Origin of the sequence: Minwuia sp. IMCC3060 (assembly GCF_029909435.1) — a bacterium.
Classification (GTDB): Bacteria; Pseudomonadota; Alphaproteobacteria; order Minwuiales; family Minwuiaceae; genus Minwuia.
The window spans coordinates 1,071,840-1,086,909 of sequence record NZ_CP123782.1 but is presented as its reverse complement, the minus strand read 5'-3'; the positions used below and the strand labels follow the sequence as shown (position 1 = coordinate 1,086,909).

General features: G+C 64.5%; 14 protein-coding genes. 8 read left to right on the top strand and 6 right to left on the bottom strand.

The window, feature by feature from the left end; all coding sequences use genetic code 11:
• Positions 1-15: 15 nt before the first annotated feature.
• Together QGV54_RS05125 and gluQRS are read right to left on the bottom strand one after the other, a co-directional pair.
• Positions 16-606, bottom strand: coding sequence for a DUF2062 domain-containing protein (locus QGV54_RS05125; protein ID WP_281017918.1), 591 nt, complete (start codon positions 604-606; stop codon positions 16-18).
• Positions 607-706: 100 nt separating this feature from the next.
• Complete coding sequence (gene gluQRS / locus QGV54_RS05120; protein ID WP_281017919.1) at positions 707-1,561, bottom strand: tRNA glutamyl-Q(34) synthetase GluQRS; 855 nt, start codon at positions 1,559-1,561, stop codon at positions 707-709.
• A gap of 109 nt (positions 1,562-1,670) precedes the next feature.
• Between gluQRS and QGV54_RS05115 the strand changes: the two genes are divergently transcribed.
• From QGV54_RS05115 to QGV54_RS05105, 3 genes are all read left to right on the top strand, one after another.
• The gene (locus tag QGV54_RS05115) at positions 1,671-3,008 is read left to right on the top strand and encodes a DUF1800 domain-containing protein (RefSeq protein ID WP_281017920.1); all 1,338 of its coding nucleotides are present in this window, start codon (positions 1,671-1,673) and stop codon (positions 3,006-3,008) included.
• 5 nt (positions 3,009-3,013) lie between these two features.
• Positions 3,014-4,183 (top strand): DUF1501 domain-containing protein, encoded by a 1,170-nt coding sequence (locus tag QGV54_RS05110; protein ID WP_281017921.1) that lies wholly within the window; start codon positions 3,014-3,016, stop codon positions 4,181-4,183.
• A 65-nt stretch (positions 4,184-4,248) separates the two neighbouring features.
• Positions 4,249-5,214 (top strand): hypothetical protein, encoded by a 966-nt coding sequence (locus QGV54_RS05105; RefSeq protein WP_281017922.1) that lies wholly within the window; start codon positions 4,249-4,251, stop codon positions 5,212-5,214.
• A gap of 19 nt (positions 5,215-5,233) precedes the next feature.
• On the opposite strand, the gene QGV54_RS05100 is transcribed toward QGV54_RS05105, so the two are convergent.
• Positions 5,234-6,238 carry a methyltransferase gene (locus QGV54_RS05100; protein WP_281017923.1) on the bottom strand — a complete coding sequence of 335 codons (1,005 nt, stop codon included), beginning with the start codon at positions 6,236-6,238 and terminating at the stop codon, positions 5,234-5,236.
• 14 nt (positions 6,239-6,252) lie between these two features.
• Entirely contained in the window at positions 6,253-7,167 is a 915-nt protein-coding gene (locus QGV54_RS05095; protein WP_281017924.1) for a DMT family transporter, read from the bottom strand.
• Positions 7,168-7,354: 187 nt separating this feature from the next.
• On the opposite strand from QGV54_RS05095, the gene QGV54_RS05090 reads away from it, so the two are divergent.
• From QGV54_RS05090 to QGV54_RS05075, 4 genes are all read left to right on the top strand, one after another.
• Complete coding sequence (locus QGV54_RS05090; protein ID WP_281017925.1) at positions 7,355-8,383, top strand: extracellular solute-binding protein; 1,029 nt, start codon at positions 7,355-7,357, stop codon at positions 8,381-8,383.
• Between the two features lie 24 nt (positions 8,384-8,407).
• Positions 8,408-10,090, top strand: a complete 1,683-nt coding sequence (locus QGV54_RS05085) for an iron ABC transporter permease (RefSeq protein ID WP_281017926.1) — start codon at positions 8,408-8,410, stop codon at positions 10,088-10,090.
• Between the two features lie 81 nt (positions 10,091-10,171).
• Positions 10,172-11,419 carry an ATP-binding protein gene (locus tag QGV54_RS05080; RefSeq protein WP_281019845.1) on the top strand — a complete coding sequence of 416 codons (1,248 nt, stop codon included), beginning with the start codon at positions 10,172-10,174 and terminating at the stop codon, positions 11,417-11,419.
• Positions 11,420-11,482: 63 nt separating this feature from the next.
• Positions 11,483-12,622, top strand: a complete 1,140-nt coding sequence (locus QGV54_RS05075) for an acyl-CoA dehydrogenase family protein (RefSeq protein ID WP_281017927.1) — start codon at positions 11,483-11,485, stop codon at positions 12,620-12,622.
• 6 nt (positions 12,623-12,628) lie between these two features.
• Here QGV54_RS05075 and QGV54_RS05070 read toward each other — a convergent pair whose 3' ends face one another.
• Entirely contained in the window at positions 12,629-13,540 is a 912-nt protein-coding gene (locus tag QGV54_RS05070) for a LysR family transcriptional regulator (protein WP_281017928.1), read from the bottom strand.
• Positions 13,541-13,639: 99 nt separating this feature from the next.
• Here QGV54_RS05070 and QGV54_RS05065 point away from each other — a divergent pair, with 99 nt between their 5' ends.
• The gene (locus QGV54_RS05065; protein WP_281017929.1) at positions 13,640-13,810 is read left to right on the top strand and encodes a hypothetical protein; all 171 of its coding nucleotides are present in this window, start codon (positions 13,640-13,642) and stop codon (positions 13,808-13,810) included.
• 7 nt (positions 13,811-13,817) lie between these two features.
• Here QGV54_RS05065 and QGV54_RS05060 read toward each other — a convergent pair whose 3' ends face one another.
• The gene (locus QGV54_RS05060) at positions 13,818-15,053 is read right to left on the bottom strand and encodes an acyl-CoA dehydrogenase family protein (RefSeq protein ID WP_281017930.1); all 1,236 of its coding nucleotides are present in this window, start codon (positions 15,051-15,053) and stop codon (positions 13,818-13,820) included.
• Between the last annotated feature and the right edge of the window lie 17 nt (positions 15,054-15,070).

Genomic DNA, 15,070 nt, shown 5'->3' with positions numbered 1-15,070 from the left:
CAGCCCTCGGGACACTTAGATCCTGGGCTGTTCCGTCTGTCCGGTGCCCCCTGCGCTGGTTCGCCTGAAGCGGCTGCCACGCTTCTCCCGCGTCATCTTCTGACGCTGGGCGCGACGGGCTCGGAACCTCTCGATGAAGCGCTTCGACCAGACGTAGCCGATCCAGGAAAAGAATATGGCCCAGGGCACCGAGCCCAGGAACAGCGGGATGCCCCAGATATCGAACAGCGTCAGCGTGCCAACCCAGAGCGCCTCGACAAAGCCGGTGTCCGCCGAGGCGATTGCCGTCAGTTGCGCGGTGAACTGATCCAGTCCGATCCCGCCAAGCTCGTCAAACCGCCCAAGCATGAGCTGGCCGGTCAGCAGGAAGCCATAATAGATCGGTCCGATGGTGAAGATGTTGGTGATCCAGACCCATGCAAAGGCAGAGATCGCGTGAAAGTGGAACCTTGGCCCGGCGGCCTTCGCCAGCATCCAGATCAACAGCACCAGAACGAGTTGCACGCCCACAGTCGGCGTGAAGGCAACAGCCAGCCCGACCGCGACGCCACGGGCGACATGTTCGGCCGGCGCCTGTCCGCGTTTCAGGGGCACGATCAGTCTCATCCGGGTCAACCGACCCAGGTTCGTTACCAGTCCACGTCTCTCGCGTGAGGGTTCATTCACCGTCACATTTCCCCTGGGGCCAACGAAAAGGCCCGCAAAACTAGATACTGTCCCACGGGCTTGCACCCGCAATCATGGACCGCAGATGCCCTACAAGGGAGACTGCATCGGTCCCATCCGCAAAAATGTCGCGCAGGCTGCGAACACCTTCCGATTTCGACAGCTTGCGTCCCCGCACGTCCTGTACCAGCCGATGATGAAGATAATGTGGCCTCGGCAGATCAAGAAGTTTCTGCAACAGAACATGGACGGATGTCTGATGGAACAGGTCACGTCCCCTGATGACATGGGTAATGCCCTGGGCGGCGTCATCCACGGTCACGGCAAGATGATAACTGGTGCCGATGTCGCGGCGGGCCAGCACCACGTCGCCCAGCCCCTCGCCCGCCCAGCGCTGCAGGCCGGCCTGTTCGTCCTGCCATGTGACCGGACCGGTCAGGCCAAGCGCATGCCGTAGACGCAACCGCCAGGCGGGCACCGCACCGTCGGCCAGCCGCGCATCGATCTCGGACGGGCCAAGCCCGGCGCAGGTGCCGCCATAGATCAGCCCGTCGAAGCCCTTCCCCGGCGAGGCCTCGGCCACCTGTCGCCGGGTGCAGAAACAGGGATAGACGAGTTCCCTCGCCTGCAGGTGTTCCAGCACCGTGGCATAGGTGCGCATCCTGTTGGACTGATGCCAGACCGGTCCCTCCCAGGTGAGGCCCAGGGACCCGAGATCAGCCAGGATGGCGTGGACGAACTCGGGGCGGCACCGGGTGTGGTCGATATCCTCGATCCGCAACAGGAACTGTCCGTCGACCGCCCGTGCCCGATCATGCGCCAGCACGGCGGACAGGGCGTGCCCGACATGCAGGTATCCGGTCGGGCTGGGCGCAAAACGGGTCACGAAGCTCATGCGCGCCATTCCGGCAGCAGTTGCACGGCGTTGCAATCGGTAACGATACCCTGGCCGGTAGCATGGTAGCATCCGCAAGATGTGAAGAGCGTTTGCTGGAGCGCGGTAGATGAACCGACAGATGGAGGCAGCCATAGCGACCGTCCGGTTTGGGATGGGTGCCCGACCGAACGAGATCAGCGACGCCCTGTCCGATCCACGGGGCTGGCTGGCGGCGCAGATTGCAAACCCGGCCCCGGTTTCCGCCGAGATGACTTCTCTCGAACCTTCGCATCAACTGGTCAGCCAGCTTCAGGTCGCGATCCGCAGTGAAGGCGTCTCCGGCGTGATCTCGCTGCTGCGGAATGTCTATCGTCCCCAGTATGTGCGCGAAGCCATTGTCCGGAGCGGGCAGGCGGTCACCACGTCCACTTCGTTCCACGAACGCTGGGTGCGTTTCTGGTCCGATCATTTCACGGTTACCGGCAAGAAACCCGTGATCGTCGGTCTGGCAGGTGGGTTTGAGAGGGAAGCCATTCGTCCCAACGTCGGCGGCCGGTTCGTAGATCTGCTACTGGCCGTCATCCAGCATCCCGTCATGATCCTCTATCTCGACAACGCCAGGTCCTTCGGCCCGAACACCCCCGCCGCACGCTACAGCGACGGCGGTCTGAACGAGAACCTGGCACGGGAGGTACTTGAACTGCATACGCTGGGCGTCGATGGTGGCTACGAGCAGTCGGATGTCCGGTCACTCGCTCTCATGTTGACCGGATGGAGTCTCAGCCCCGCCGACGGCCATGGGTCGGGTGGAGGGTTCCATTTTCATGCAACAGCCCACGAGCCCGGTGACCGTCACCTCATGGGCGTCGGCTATGCTGATGACGGGATCGGCCAGGCAGAGCGGGCCTTGCGCGATCTCGCTGCTCATCCGGCAACGGCCCGGAACATTGCAAGGGAACTCGCACGCCATTTCGTTTCGGACCGGCCTGCGCCGGAGATTGTCGCCCGCCTGAGCCGGACGTTCATCGAAACAGAGGGCGATCTGACACAGATGGCTCTTGCCCTGATCGAAATACAGTCGGCCTGGATACCCCTGACCAAGCTGAAGACACCTGACGAGCTTGTCATCTCTGCCCTGCGCGGTATCGGGGCGAAGGGGGCCAACCGTGGCGTGCTGAATGCGTTGGTGGAACTGGGACAGCGCCCGTGGATGGCCCCGTCACCGAAGGGCTGGCCGGATACGGCGGAGGCCTGGATCACCCCGGACCGGGCACTCAGGCGTGTCGATTTCGGAGCCGCCATGGCGGAACGGATGGCCCCCCTTCCGAAAGACCCCATGATCCAGGCCAGGGACATGATGGGTGAGTTGTATGGCCAAGACACGATGATGGCGATCAGCCGGGCCGAGAGCCCGCGTCAGGCGCTGGCGCTGGCGCTCTCGGCCCCTGAATTCCAACGGAGATAACCTCAATGCCGGACCGCCGCTTCGATATCTCGCGCCGCAGGCTGCTGAAATTCAGCGGTGCCTCGGCCCTGGCTTCCATTTCCGGTCGATCACTCGCCACGACAGGACCGGACCCGCGCTTCCTGATGATCATCCTGCGCGGCGGGGCGGATGGGCTGAGCATGCTTCCGCCAACAGGCGACCCGGATCTGGCGGACATTCGCGGCAGACTAAGCGCCTTTCCGACGCTTCCGCTGGACGGCTTCTTCTCCCTGCACGGCGCCATGCCGACCATCGGCGAACTCTGGAAGCAGCAGCAACTCATCGGATTTCATGCCATCTCCACCCCCTATCAGGATCGGAGTCACTTCGACGCGCAGAACGTACTGGAGAGCGGGCTTGCCCGCCCCGACGGTTCCGCCGACGGATGGCTCAACCGCGCCCTTGCCCTGCGCCCGGACAGCGCCCGTCGCGGACTGTCGGTTGGCGCGGGAACGCCGCTGATCATGCGCGGTGCGGCACCTGTCGGATCCTGGGCACCGTCACAGTTGCCGGTCGCGGACCCGACACTGGTGGACCGTCTGGTGCCACTGTGGGCCAATGACCCGCTGCTGGCCAGGATGCTGCCACAGGGGCGGGAGTTGCAGGCAATGACCGGCGGCATGGGCGGAGACCCCAATTCCGGTCGCATGGCCGGTCTGCTGGAACAGGTCGGCCAGTTGATGGCGCGCGCGGACGGACCACGTATCGTTGCCATGGACAGCGACGGCTGGGACATGCATGGCACGCTGCTGTTCCACATGAACCGACTTTCCGCTGATCTGGATCAGGGGATCGCGCGGCTGCGGGCCAAGCTCGGCGACGCCTGGTCGCAGACCGTGGTGCTGATCGCCAGTGAATTCGGTCGAACAGTGGAGCCGAACGGAACCGGGGGCTCGGACCATGGCATCGGCGGTTCGGCCCTGCTGCTGGGCGGAGCGGTCCGGGGCGGGCGGATGATCGCTGACTGGCCCGGCCTGCGTCCGGCAGACCGCGTCGCGGCGCGGGACCTGCGTCCGACCAGGGATCTGCGGGACGTCTTTGCAGCAGCACTTGCCGATCATCTTTCCTACAGCCCGACGGAAATCAGTGAGACCATCCTGCCTGGTTTCGCCGCCGCGAACAGGACGCCGGAGATGTTTCACCGCACACTTTGACAAGTGGCATCAGCCATTCGTCCGGGCTAGGCTCGGGTGCGGTGCAGCGAGGCAGGTCTGGGGCGATGCAAACACCTGAAACGAAGCGGAAGAATGAATGGGTCGTGCTGTTCGTGGCGAACAGCGACGAGACCCAGATCGACCGGACCCTGATGGCCGCCTGGTCGGTGCGCCAGCATTTCACGGACGTCCCGATCGCCGTCGTGACCAACCGTCCGACCCACAGGCTCTGGCGCACGGCTGTCTTCAACATCGTCATTTCCATGGCCGATGATCCGTCCGCCAGTGTCGCCACCTGTTGCCGCCGCGCCATGGATCGCGAGATCTTTGATCGTGCCTTCTACGTCAACTCCCACTGCCGCCTGCGCTCCGGGTCGGTCGGAACCCTGATGAAACCGCTGGCACAACCCGGGATCGATGTGACCCTGTTGCCGTCGGAAGGCGCGGAAGCCATGCAAGACGGCATCATTGGCCTGCACAACAGTGACGGGGGCCGCGCCTTCCTGGACAAGTGGGCCGCGAGCATCGGTGAAGGCGGCGGCCTGCCCGCCGCGGTGGGAGACAATGCGGGCTTCACCGCGGGCGTCTTCGACAGCGTCTGGACACCGGAAGTCGCCACCGATCCGGAGAAGCTGCCGGCAGTGGAAGTCCGACAGGGCAACGCGCGCCGACTGCAGGGGGAAATGCTGCTGTTTGCATTGCACAGGCTTGTCTCCGGCGACCTGAAGCGAGCGGCAACGGTCTATGCCCGCGTCGCGCTGCGGGCCGAGCCGTCCCTGGTCCAGCTTGGTTCGGCACGGCTGGTCCCGCACCTGCGCCGTCGGTTCCCGGAGAAGGTGAGCGGCATCGGCGCGGAGGGCAGGAAGAAGCTGGAGGAGATGCTGAACCACGCGGCGGAAGGCGACCCGGCGGGCAACCTGCTCGCCATCGCGGCCCTGCATCTGGAAATGGATCAGCCGAAGACCGCCGTCACCGTGTTGCGTCTGATCTCGCGAATGCGCTTCAGGAAGCCCGTGCCCGTCCCGGACTGAGCGGCCCGGTGATCATTGATCAGCCCGGCTTGCGCCCCGTCACCCGCGTCAGTGTCTGCGGAATGAACTCCGTCGCGCTGATCCCCTCGAACCCGGCGCTCTCCAGATAGCCGACGCACTCGGCAATCGTGTGGGCATGCCCGATCGAGTGCGGTATCGCCTCGTAGAGTCCCCACATCGCAGGGGCGATCGGCCCCATCCGGTCATCGTCCAGCATCTCGCCGATCAGATGGTACTCGCCGCCGGGCTCCAGCGCGTCGAATACCTGTGCCACGACACGGGTCCAGGTTTCGCGGTCATAGATCGGCAGGTTCGAGGCCTGGATCGCAACGTCGCAACCGGACGGCAACGGCCCCCGCGTGAAGTCGCAGGATTCCGCCGTGACCCTGTCGGACACACCATTCTCCGCAATGAATTCCCGCGCCACGGTCACGACCGGCGGCAGATCGAGCACCACCGCACTGATCCCGGGCCAGGTCTGGGCGGCGATGATGCAGTAGGCACCGGAGCCGCCGCCGAGATCCATGATGCGCTTGCGGCCGGTCAGATCGACTTCCCGATGGAACTTGCGGGCCGCGCCCATGCCGATGGAATAGGTGGCCTTGTGATAGGCGCGCGCACTCTCCACCGTCAGGTCATCGTACATGCCCAGCGGCTCGGTCTTCTGCTCCTTCAGGATTTCAGAAAGCCTGCCCCAGTCGCCCCAGCTCTCCCGCATGAAGGTCATCCAGGGACCCGCGTAGCTGCGCTCTCCCTCCACAAGGAAACGCGCCACATCGGGGGCGTTGGCGTAGGTGCCGTCCGCATCCCGTGTCACCAGCTCCATCCCCGCCAGGGCATCCAGCAGCCGCTCGCCGTTCAGTGCACCGATCCCCACGGCCTCACCCAGCTTCGCGATGGTATTCGCGCCTGCCGCGATCTGCGTGAAGACCCCCAGATCGATGGCCGCATACATGGCGCCCGTCTCCCAATAGGCCTTCGAGATGCGTTGCAGGCGTACGGTATCCACCCGTTTCTCAGTCATTTTTTGAACCTCCCCTATCTTGTCTTCGGCAAATCCTTCGGAAAAACCGTCGCGATGGCCCCCAGTATCAGGCCGGTCGCCAGCAGCTCCGGCAGCCCGAGCGGTTCGTCCAGCAGGATTGCCGAGGAACCAAGCCCGACCAGAGGCACCAGCATGACAGACAGCGATGCCGTCTTCACCGGCAGGCGTTTCACCAGCCACAGATAGGCGGCCACACCGAAGACCTGCGCAATCAGGCCGGCATAGAGCGTTGCCGCTGTCGCCTGCCAGGATACCGGTTGCAGGACCAGCAGGTCAGGTATGGCCAGCAGCGTGATCGGTGTCGCGCCCACCACCATCTGCCAGCTCATCACCGTCAGATGCGGCACGCGCCAGGTATTGTACTTCTGCCAGACGGTTCCGAAGGCAAAGCAGAGCGATGCCGCCACCATGACCAGGGCACCCAGGGGCGCCTCACCCAGCCGCTTGGCCTCGTCCCCCATCAGGACGGCCAGCCCGGCCATGGCCAGGACCAGACCCAGAATGCGCCAGCGCGTCACCTTCTCGCCCAGCAGCGGAATACCCATCAGAAAGGCCCAGACCGGCATGGTATAGGCGATCAGCGATGCGCGACCGGCCTCGATCAGGGTCACGCCGACCGCCGACAGGTACAGCCAGGCCCCGACATTGAACAATCCGGCAACGATCAGGGGAACCCAGTGGTCACGGGGGACGCGCAGGCTGTGCCCGGCGATCCGTGTCACGATCAGCATGGTGATCGCGGCCAGCACCGAGCTGATGGCACGGAAGCTGAGAACCGACATCTCCGCCACGGCGATCTTCATGAAGGGCCAGAGCAGGCCCCAGACCAGAATCAGCAGCACGAAGATCATCAGACTGAAGGAACGCGACGCCGCGTTCTCTTCAACGGGAGGTAAGGCAGTTGTCATGCGCGGGAGCTTACGCAGTCCTGCCCCTGCGGCAATCCAAAACAGACGCATGGCCATCCGCGCGGACTGCGGGTCAGCGGCAGGGACGCGAATTGCCGTGCTGCAAATGATTATCAATGATGTTGCAGCGGTGATCCTGCGCTGTTATTGATCTTGCAACTCATTCTGAAAAAGGGACTCGCCTGCCATGTCAGTCTTTGGATCCATCACGCGCCTCGCAACCGGTGCCGCCCTGCTTTGCGGCCTGACCGCGGGTGCCGCGCAGGCTGCGGAGGAGGTCAACCTCTACTCCTACCGCCAGCCTCACCTCATGCAGCCGCTGATCGACGCCTTCACCGCCGATACCGGCATCAAGGTGAACATGGTCTACGCGAACAAGGGTCTGCTGGAGCGCCTGGTTGCCGAAGGCCGCAACACGCCGGCCGACGTGGTGATCACCGCCAACGCCGGTCGTCTGGCCGACCTCGTCGAGGCTGATGTGCTGCGTTCGGTGACCTCCCCGAAGCTGGAGGCTGCCGTTCCGGCGAACTTCCGGGATCCCCAGAACCGCTGGTTCGCGATCACCAAGCGCAGCCGCGTGCTCTATGCCAGCCGTGAGCGTGTGGCGGCGGATCGCGCGCTGACCTACGAAGGTCTGGCCGACGTGGAATGGAAGGGCAAGATCTGCGCCCGCCAGTTCACGCATCCCTACATGATCGACCTGATCTCCTCCATGATCGCGTCCCATGGTGAAGCCTGGACGGAAACGTGGCTGCAGGGTGTGAAGGCCAACCTGGCGCGCAAGCCGCAGGGCAATGACCGCGCGCAGATCAAGGCCGTTGCCCAGGGCGAGTGCGATATCGCCATCGGCAATACCTACTACTACGGCATCATGCTCTCCGACCCGGAACAGCGCCCCGCCGCCGAGGCCGTGCGTCCCGTGTTCCCGAACCAGGAAGGGCGCGGCGCACACATGAACATCACCGGTGCCGGTGTCACCAAGCACGCCAGGCACCCGGAGAACGGCGTCAAGCTGATCGAGTATCTGACCAGCCCGCACGCGCAGGAAATCTACGCCGCCCAGAACTTCGAGTTCCCGATCTTGGGCGGGGTATCGATCGCTCCGGTCATCGCCGTCTTCGGTGAATTCAAGGAAGATCCGGTCAGCCTGGCCGATGTCGCGGCCCAGCGTCGTGCCGCCGCCCAGATGGTGGACCGCGCCGGTCTTTCCAGTTGATGCGTGATCTGACATCGTGACCGCATGACACTTGCGGTTGCGCCGCCGACGGCCGTCCGTCGCGGACATGACAGAAGCTATCTCGTAATTGGCCTCGTCGCGATACTCGCGACGGGGCTTGTTGCGTTACCGGTCGGTGCGCTTGTCTGGTTCGCGCTGTCGGTGGAGCCGGGGATCTGGCCGCATCTGACCCGAACGGTCCTGGGCAACTACACCATCACCACCAGCCTGCTGGCGCTGGGCGTCGGAACGGGCGTGACCCTGATCGGTGTCGGCGCGGCCTGGCTGGTCGCGGCATACGACTTCCCGCTGCGCCGGACGCTGGAATGGGCGCTGATGATGCCGCTGGCAGCACCATCCTACATCGTCGCCTTTGTCTACACGGACCTGCTGGACTATGCCGGGCCGGTGCAGAGCACGCTGCGCGACCTGTTCGGCTGGCGCAATGCCGCCGACTACAGCTTCCCGGAGATCAGAAGCCTGCCCGGCGCCATCATCATCATCACGCTGGTGCTCTATCCGTACGTCTATCTGCTGACCCGCACCGCGTTCCTGGCCCAGTCCCGCGCTGCCGTGGAGGCCGCGCGCATGCAGGGACTGTCGGCCAGCGCGGCCTTCTGGCGCGTTGCCCTGCCCATGGCACGCCCCGCCATCGTCGTCGGTGTCGCGCTGGCGCTGATGGAGACACTGAACGAATACGGCACTGTCGACTTCTTCGCCGTGCCCGTCTTCTCGACCGGCATCTTCCACGTCTGGATCAACATGGGCAGCCTGGAGGGCGCGTCCGGCCTTGCCCTGATGCTGGTGGCGGCGGTCGCGATCCTGCTGCTGGCGGAACGCCGGGCACGGGCCGATCGCCGCTTCACCGACGCCCGCTCAACCCGCCCCGCGCAGGCCCGCGCGCAACTGCATGGTGCCCTGGCCCTGGCCGCGACCCTGCTCTGCACCCTGCCCGTCGTGCTGGGTTTCCTGCTGCCCTTCAGCCTGCTGGTAGGCTCCTCGTGGCACCGCATAGATGCCCTGTTCACCGGGGACCTGGCGTCCGCACTGCTCAACTCGCTGGAGCTTGCCGCCCTCGCCGCCCTGGTCGTGACCGTGCTTTCGCTCTGGCTGGCCTATGCCGGACGCATGAGCGGCGCGCCGCTGCTCCGCCTGGGTACGCGCCTGGCCAGCATGGGGTACGCGATCCCCGGCTCCGTGCTGGCAATAGGTATCCTTGCCCCCTTCGCCGCCTTCGACAACGCCCTGGATGCCTGGCTGTTCGAGTCATTCGGACTGTCGAGTGGCCTGCTGCTCTCCGGCACCCTGATCGCATTGCTGTTCGGCTGCACCGTGCGGTTCCTGGCTTTGGGTTTCGGCGCGACCGAGGCGGGGTTCGAGCGGGTGCCCCGCTCCCTCGACGATGCTGCCCGGCTGCTTGGATCAGGTCCTGTTGACCTGGTACGGCGCGTTCACTGGCCGCTCCTGCGCGCCAGCAGCCTGACCGCCGCCCTGCTGGTCTTCGTCGATACGCTGAAGGAGCTGCCGATGACCCTGGCACTGCGCCCCTTCAACTTCGAGACCCTGGCAACGGTGACACACCAGTATGCGGTCGATGAACGTTTCGCGGAGGCCACGCCCGGTGCCCTCGCCATCGTGCTGGCCGGTGTGGTGCCCGTGATCCTGCTGAGCCACACGATCAGGCAGGCGTCCCGGCCAAGGGCCTGATTGCTCCGGCAAGGCTTCGTTAACGCCGATCCGACAAAATGTTCCGGTTGCAATGGACCGGAGCAAACCATCGTGAATGACATGTCGGCGCACAACCCGAGTCTTGCCCGTCCTGATCTGCTGGCGGCCGTCAGTCACGAGATGCGCAACAGCCTGAACGGGCTGCTCGGCGTGACCGAACTGCTGCTGACTAGCCAGCTGGACAGGGAACAGCGCAGGCAGGTGGACACCATCCGTGCCTGCGCCGACAGCCTGCGCAACCTCTCTGTCGACATGCTCGACCTGTCACGCATGGAAGCTGGCCGATTCCGGATGGTGGAGGCACCGTTCTCGCCGGTCGAACTGCTGGAACATGTCGGTCGGGTCATGGGACCGCAGGCCGCCGACAAGTGCCTGCGCTTCGAAGCCCGCTTCGGGGAACGGTGCAACCGCACCCTGAGTGGCGACCGGACGCGCATCTGCCAGATACTGCTCAACCTGATCGGCAACGCGATCAAGTTCACCTCCGGCGGTCAGGTCAGCGTCCGGATGTCGGCACATGACCAGGGCGATCTCGTCGGCCTTCGGTTTGTCGTCGCAGACACCGGCTGCGGCATGGAACCCGCTATGATCGACGACCTGTTCCAGCCCTGGAAGCGACGCCGTCTGCACGCGGAATCCGGCGCGGGGCTGGGCCTGGCGATCTCCCGGCGGCTGGCGCGGCAGATGAACGGCGACATTACCGTCACCAGTGAGCCCGGTATCGGCTCCAGCTTCAGCCTGCAGATCGCGCTGCCCGAATGTGAGGCACAGGTCGGCGAAGCCACCTCCGACCTCCCGAAAGGTGAGGAAACGGTTGCCAGTCTGCGCGTGCTCGTCGCCGACGACCATCTGATCAACCGCGCCCTGCTGGAGGCGGTGATGCGCAAGCTGGGGCATGAGGTGATCACGGTCGACAATGGCCGATCCGCCGTGGAGCGTGCACTGTCGGGCAACGTCGATCTGGTGCTGATGGATATCCAGATGCCGGAACTGGACGGTGTTGCCGCCACACAGGAAATCCGTGCCGCTGAACCAGCCGGGTCCCGGCTGCCGATCCTGGGGGTAACCGGCCACGACTCGCCGGAGCATCGCGCGGCGTTCCGCGCCGCCGGCATGGATGGCGTCGTCATGAAGCCGTATGATGTCTCCCTGCTGGTCTCCGAGATCATCCGCGTCATGGCTGCTGCCGGGCCTGAACCGGTCAGCACCGAGCCGGCCGTGAACAATTTGGATCCCGAGAGCCCGCTGGCCGACACCCTGAAGATGATCCGGCAACTCGAAAAGTCCGCGATGACCGCTGGTCACTGACGCGAGCCCCGCGCTATAACCGATCCCTGTTCAATTGACTGAAGCCGGGGAGGGCTTGGAGCCATGGGTTTGCAGCGTCAGATCTTCAGTGAAGACCACGAGATCTTCCGTCGCACTGTTCGCAAGTTTCTCGAGGACGAAATGGCCCCGCACCACGAGAAGTGGGAAGATCAGGGCTATGTCGACCGGGAAGCCTGGACCCGAGCCGGTGAACTCGGGTTCCTCTGCATGTCGATGCCGGAGGAGTTCGGTGGTTCGAATGCTGACCGGCTCTACAGCGCGATCCTGATGGAGGAGACGCAGCGGCTGAACCTGACGGGTCTCGGCTTCGGGCTGCACAACGAGATCGTGGCCCCCTACATCAACCGCTATGGCTCGGAGGAGCAGAAGCGGAAATACCTGCCGAAGATGGCCAGCGGCGAGATGGTCGGTGCCATCGCCATGTCGGAGCCGGGCACGGGCTCGGACCTGCAGGGTATCAAGACCACGGCACTGAAGGATGGCAACGAGCTCGTCGTCAATGGCCAGAAGACCTTCATCACCAATGGCTGGAACGCCGATGTGGTCATCGTTGTCGCCAAGACCGACCCGGAAAAGGGTGCCAAGGGTACCTCGCTGGTGATGGTCGAACGCGGTGACAGCGGCTTCGAGAAGGGCCGCCGCCTGAAGAAGCTGGGCATGAAGGCGCAGGACACGTCGGAGCTGTTCTTCGACAATGTGCGCATTCCCGCCGATCGCATCCTTGGCGAGGAAGGCAAGGGCTTCGTCTATCTGATGCAGGAACTGGCGTGGGAACGCATCCAGGTGGCCATCAGTGCCGCCGCCGCCATGGAAGCCGCCGTCGAGATGACGGTGGAATACTGCAAGGAACGCAAGGCCTTCGGTCAGCCGCTGCTGGAATTCCAGAACACCCGTTTCAAGCTTGCCGAGATGAAGACCATTGCCCAGGTCGCCCGGACCTTCGTCGATGAATGCCTGTCGAAGGTGCTGGTCAACGAACTGGATGCCGAAACGGCTTCCATGGCCAAGCTCTGGACCTCCGACATGCAGAACAAGGTGATCGACGAATGCCTGCAGCTGCACGGCGGCTATGGCTACATGTGGGAATATCCCATCACCCGCATGTATGCCGACGCCCGCGTCCAGCGCATCTATGCCGGCACCAACGAGATCATGAAGGAAATCATCGCCCGCGGGCTTTGATGCCGTTCAGCCGATACCCGGCCCGTCCGAGTCAGCCTTCGCCACCTGCTTCAGCCAGGTGACGAAGGCTTTCAGCGGGGCGCGCATGGGACCGGGTTGCCAGACCATGTGATAGGCAGCGGGGTTCATCTCGTCGCCTTCCTCGTCCTCGAACAGGACGGTCAGGCGACCGTCCTGGATGTCCTCCTCCACGAAGACGCGCGCGGTGCAGGCAAGGCCCTGCCCGTCACGCAGGGCTGACATGATCATGTAGCCGGGCAGGTGCGTGATGTTCTTCTTGCGGGGCACCACCACGCCGCGGCGTTCCATCCATATCTTCAGTTCATCTGTCCCCAGCTCCTGCAGCCACGGCAGGTCCGCCGCATCTGCCGGTTCCCGGATACGCCGGTTGCCGACCAGGGAAGTCGCCGCCACCACGACGAAGGAAGACGGGATCAGCGGCTCGCTTTCCAGCCTCGGCCAGCGACCATGGCCATAGCGAATGGCCAGATCATAGTTGTCACGACGCAGATCCATCAGTTCGAAGGTCGGGTTCAGCATCAGCTCGATATCCGGGTAGGAAGCCCGGAAATCCGCGATTCTCGGCATCAGCCAACTGGTCGCGAAGATCGGTGTGACCGTGACCTTCAGGGCACGCATCGTCTCATTGTCGGTGAAGGCCGCGATGGCCTGCTGCAGCGTCCCGAAGCCCTCCGAAAGCTGCCAGGCAAGCCGCGCCCCGTCGTCGGTCAGGGCAAGTCCGCGCCCCTCCCGCACCATCAGGCTGACCCCCAGACGCTCCTCCAGCCTGCGGACCTGCTGGCTGACGGCGGCGTGGGTCACGTTCATCTCCCTGCCCGCAGCGGTGAAGTTCAGATGGCGGGCCGCTGCCTCGAAGGAGCGCAGGGTTGCCAGCGGCGGCATGTCGGACCAGTCCATCTGTAACTCCACCTTACAGTCAGAAAATTTCTCTGACTGGTTTTATGCGCGTCCGTGAACCAGATAGCGCTTCACACACGAACCCAAGGAGACAGCATCATGCTCAGCATTCTCGGCAATTCCTACATGAACGCAACCCGGCAGGCTGGCTACGTTCCGAGCCACACCGACGTCCAGCAGGCGGAACGCGCCGCCGACGCGGAGCAGCCCCGCAGCCTGGCCATGATCCGCCGCTGGCGCCGCCGCGCTTCCGACCGGACTGAGGGTTAACGGATTGTTACAGGTCAATGTCGCCTTTCAGCAGCCGCTGAATGACGGTCCGACGCAGGATCTCGTTGGTTCCGTCGGCGACATTGATCACTCTCAGCGCCTGCCAGGCGTCGGTCAGACCAACCTCGTTGGTGAAGCCCATGGCACCGAAGGTCTGCATGGCGCGGTCCACGGCCCGCACCCCGATCTCCACCGCATAGGCCTTGGTCATGGACAGTTCCTTGATCGCTGCCTGCCCCTGATCCAGCAGTCGCGTCGCATTCATGCCCATCAGATGCGCGGCATGCAGTTCCATCGCTGACGACGCCAGCGGGAACGTGACCCCCTGATATTCCGAGATCGTCTTGCCGAACGCCTCCCGCGCCTTGGCGTATTCCAGTGCCAGCTCCAGCGACCAGCGCCCCAGCCCCACCGCGCGCGCCGAATTGTATATCCGACCCAGCGACACGCCGTACAGCGCCATGGCAAAGCCCTGGTGCAGATCGCCCACCAGTTGCCAGGGTTCCACCCGCAGCCCCTCGAAGCGCAGTTCCGCCTCGTCGCCGCCGATGTGGCCGAACATCTTGACGATGCGCTGCACCTCGAAGCCCGGCGCGTCGGTCGGCACCAGAAAGGCGGAGATGCCGCCCTTCTTCTGCGCCGCCCGCTCCGCGTCCGTGACGGCGAACAGGATGCAGTAGTCGGCGATGGGGGAATTGGTGGTCCAGATCTTCCGTCCCTCGATCACCCAGCCGTCGCCGTCCGGGACCGCACGCGTCCTGATCATCGTGGCATCGGAACCCGCCCCCGGCTCGGACAGGCCGAAGCACATGCCCTTCTCCCCCGACATCAGCGGCTCCAGGATCTCGTCCCGCGCCCGGTCGGTGACCTTCTCCAGCAGGCGGCTCGGCCCGAAGGCCCAGTGGCTGATGGCATAGAGCATCAGCCAGTTCTGCGGCCCGCAATGGTGGAACAGGGCCTGCCAGCCGGCGAAATAGGCTTCGTTGCCCAACCCGCCGCCGCCCAGCGCCTCGGGCACACACATCTGGTAGTAGCCCGCCTCCGAGGCCGCCATCCGCACTTCACGGATCAGGTCGACCACCGGCGGCGACATGCGCCCGTCTTCCGTGTAGATGCGCCGCCCGTCCTCGAACAGGTCCCGGTTGGCGGCATGGCGCGGCAGGATCTCCTTGTCGGCGAAGGCGATCAGGCCGTCCACCACCTGCCGCAGTTCCTCGGGATGTTCGTCTGCAATTGCACTCATCGGTCCACCTCCCCAGA

What these genes read in the sequence shown, in the direction of transcription:
- QGV54_RS05075 (WP_281017927.1), top strand. Translation starts at nt 11,483, where the DNA reads ATGGGTTTGCAGCGTCAGATCTTCAGTGAAGACCACGAGATCTTCCGT.
- QGV54_RS05125 (WP_281017918.1), bottom strand. Translation starts at nt 606, where the DNA reads ATGAGACTGATCGTGCCCCTGAAACGCGGACAGGCGCCGGCCGAACAT.
- QGV54_RS05105 (WP_281017922.1), top strand. Translation starts at nt 4,249, where the DNA reads ATGCAAACACCTGAAACGAAGCGGAAGAATGAATGGGTCGTGCTGTTC.
- QGV54_RS05060 (WP_281017930.1), bottom strand. Translation starts at nt 15,053, where the DNA reads ATGAGTGCAATTGCAGACGAACATCCCGAGGAACTGCGGCAGGTGGTG.
- QGV54_RS05115 (WP_281017920.1), top strand. Translation starts at nt 1,671, where the DNA reads ATGAACCGACAGATGGAGGCAGCCATAGCGACCGTCCGGTTTGGGATG.
- QGV54_RS05095 (WP_281017924.1), bottom strand. Translation starts at nt 7,167, where the DNA reads ATGACAACTGCCTTACCTCCCGTTGAAGAGAACGCGGCGTCGCGTTCC.
- QGV54_RS05080 (WP_281019845.1), top strand. Translation starts at nt 10,172, where the DNA reads ATGTCGGCGCACAACCCGAGTCTTGCCCGTCCTGATCTGCTGGCGGCC.
- QGV54_RS05065 (WP_281017929.1), top strand. Translation starts at nt 13,640, where the DNA reads ATGCTCAGCATTCTCGGCAATTCCTACATGAACGCAACCCGGCAGGCT.
- QGV54_RS05090 (WP_281017925.1), top strand. Translation starts at nt 7,355, where the DNA reads ATGTCAGTCTTTGGATCCATCACGCGCCTCGCAACCGGTGCCGCCCTG.
- QGV54_RS05085 (WP_281017926.1), top strand. Translation starts at nt 8,408, where the DNA reads ATGACACTTGCGGTTGCGCCGCCGACGGCCGTCCGTCGCGGACATGAC.
- gluQRS (WP_281017919.1), bottom strand. Translation starts at nt 1,561, where the DNA reads ATGAGCTTCGTGACCCGTTTTGCGCCCAGCCCGACCGGATACCTGCAT.
- QGV54_RS05100 (WP_281017923.1), bottom strand. Translation starts at nt 6,238, where the DNA reads ATGACTGAGAAACGGGTGGATACCGTACGCCTGCAACGCATCTCGAAG.
- QGV54_RS05070 (WP_281017928.1), bottom strand. Translation starts at nt 13,540, where the DNA reads ATGGACTGGTCCGACATGCCGCCGCTGGCAACCCTGCGCTCCTTCGAG.
- QGV54_RS05110 (WP_281017921.1), top strand. Translation starts at nt 3,014, where the DNA reads ATGCCGGACCGCCGCTTCGATATCTCGCGCCGCAGGCTGCTGAAATTC.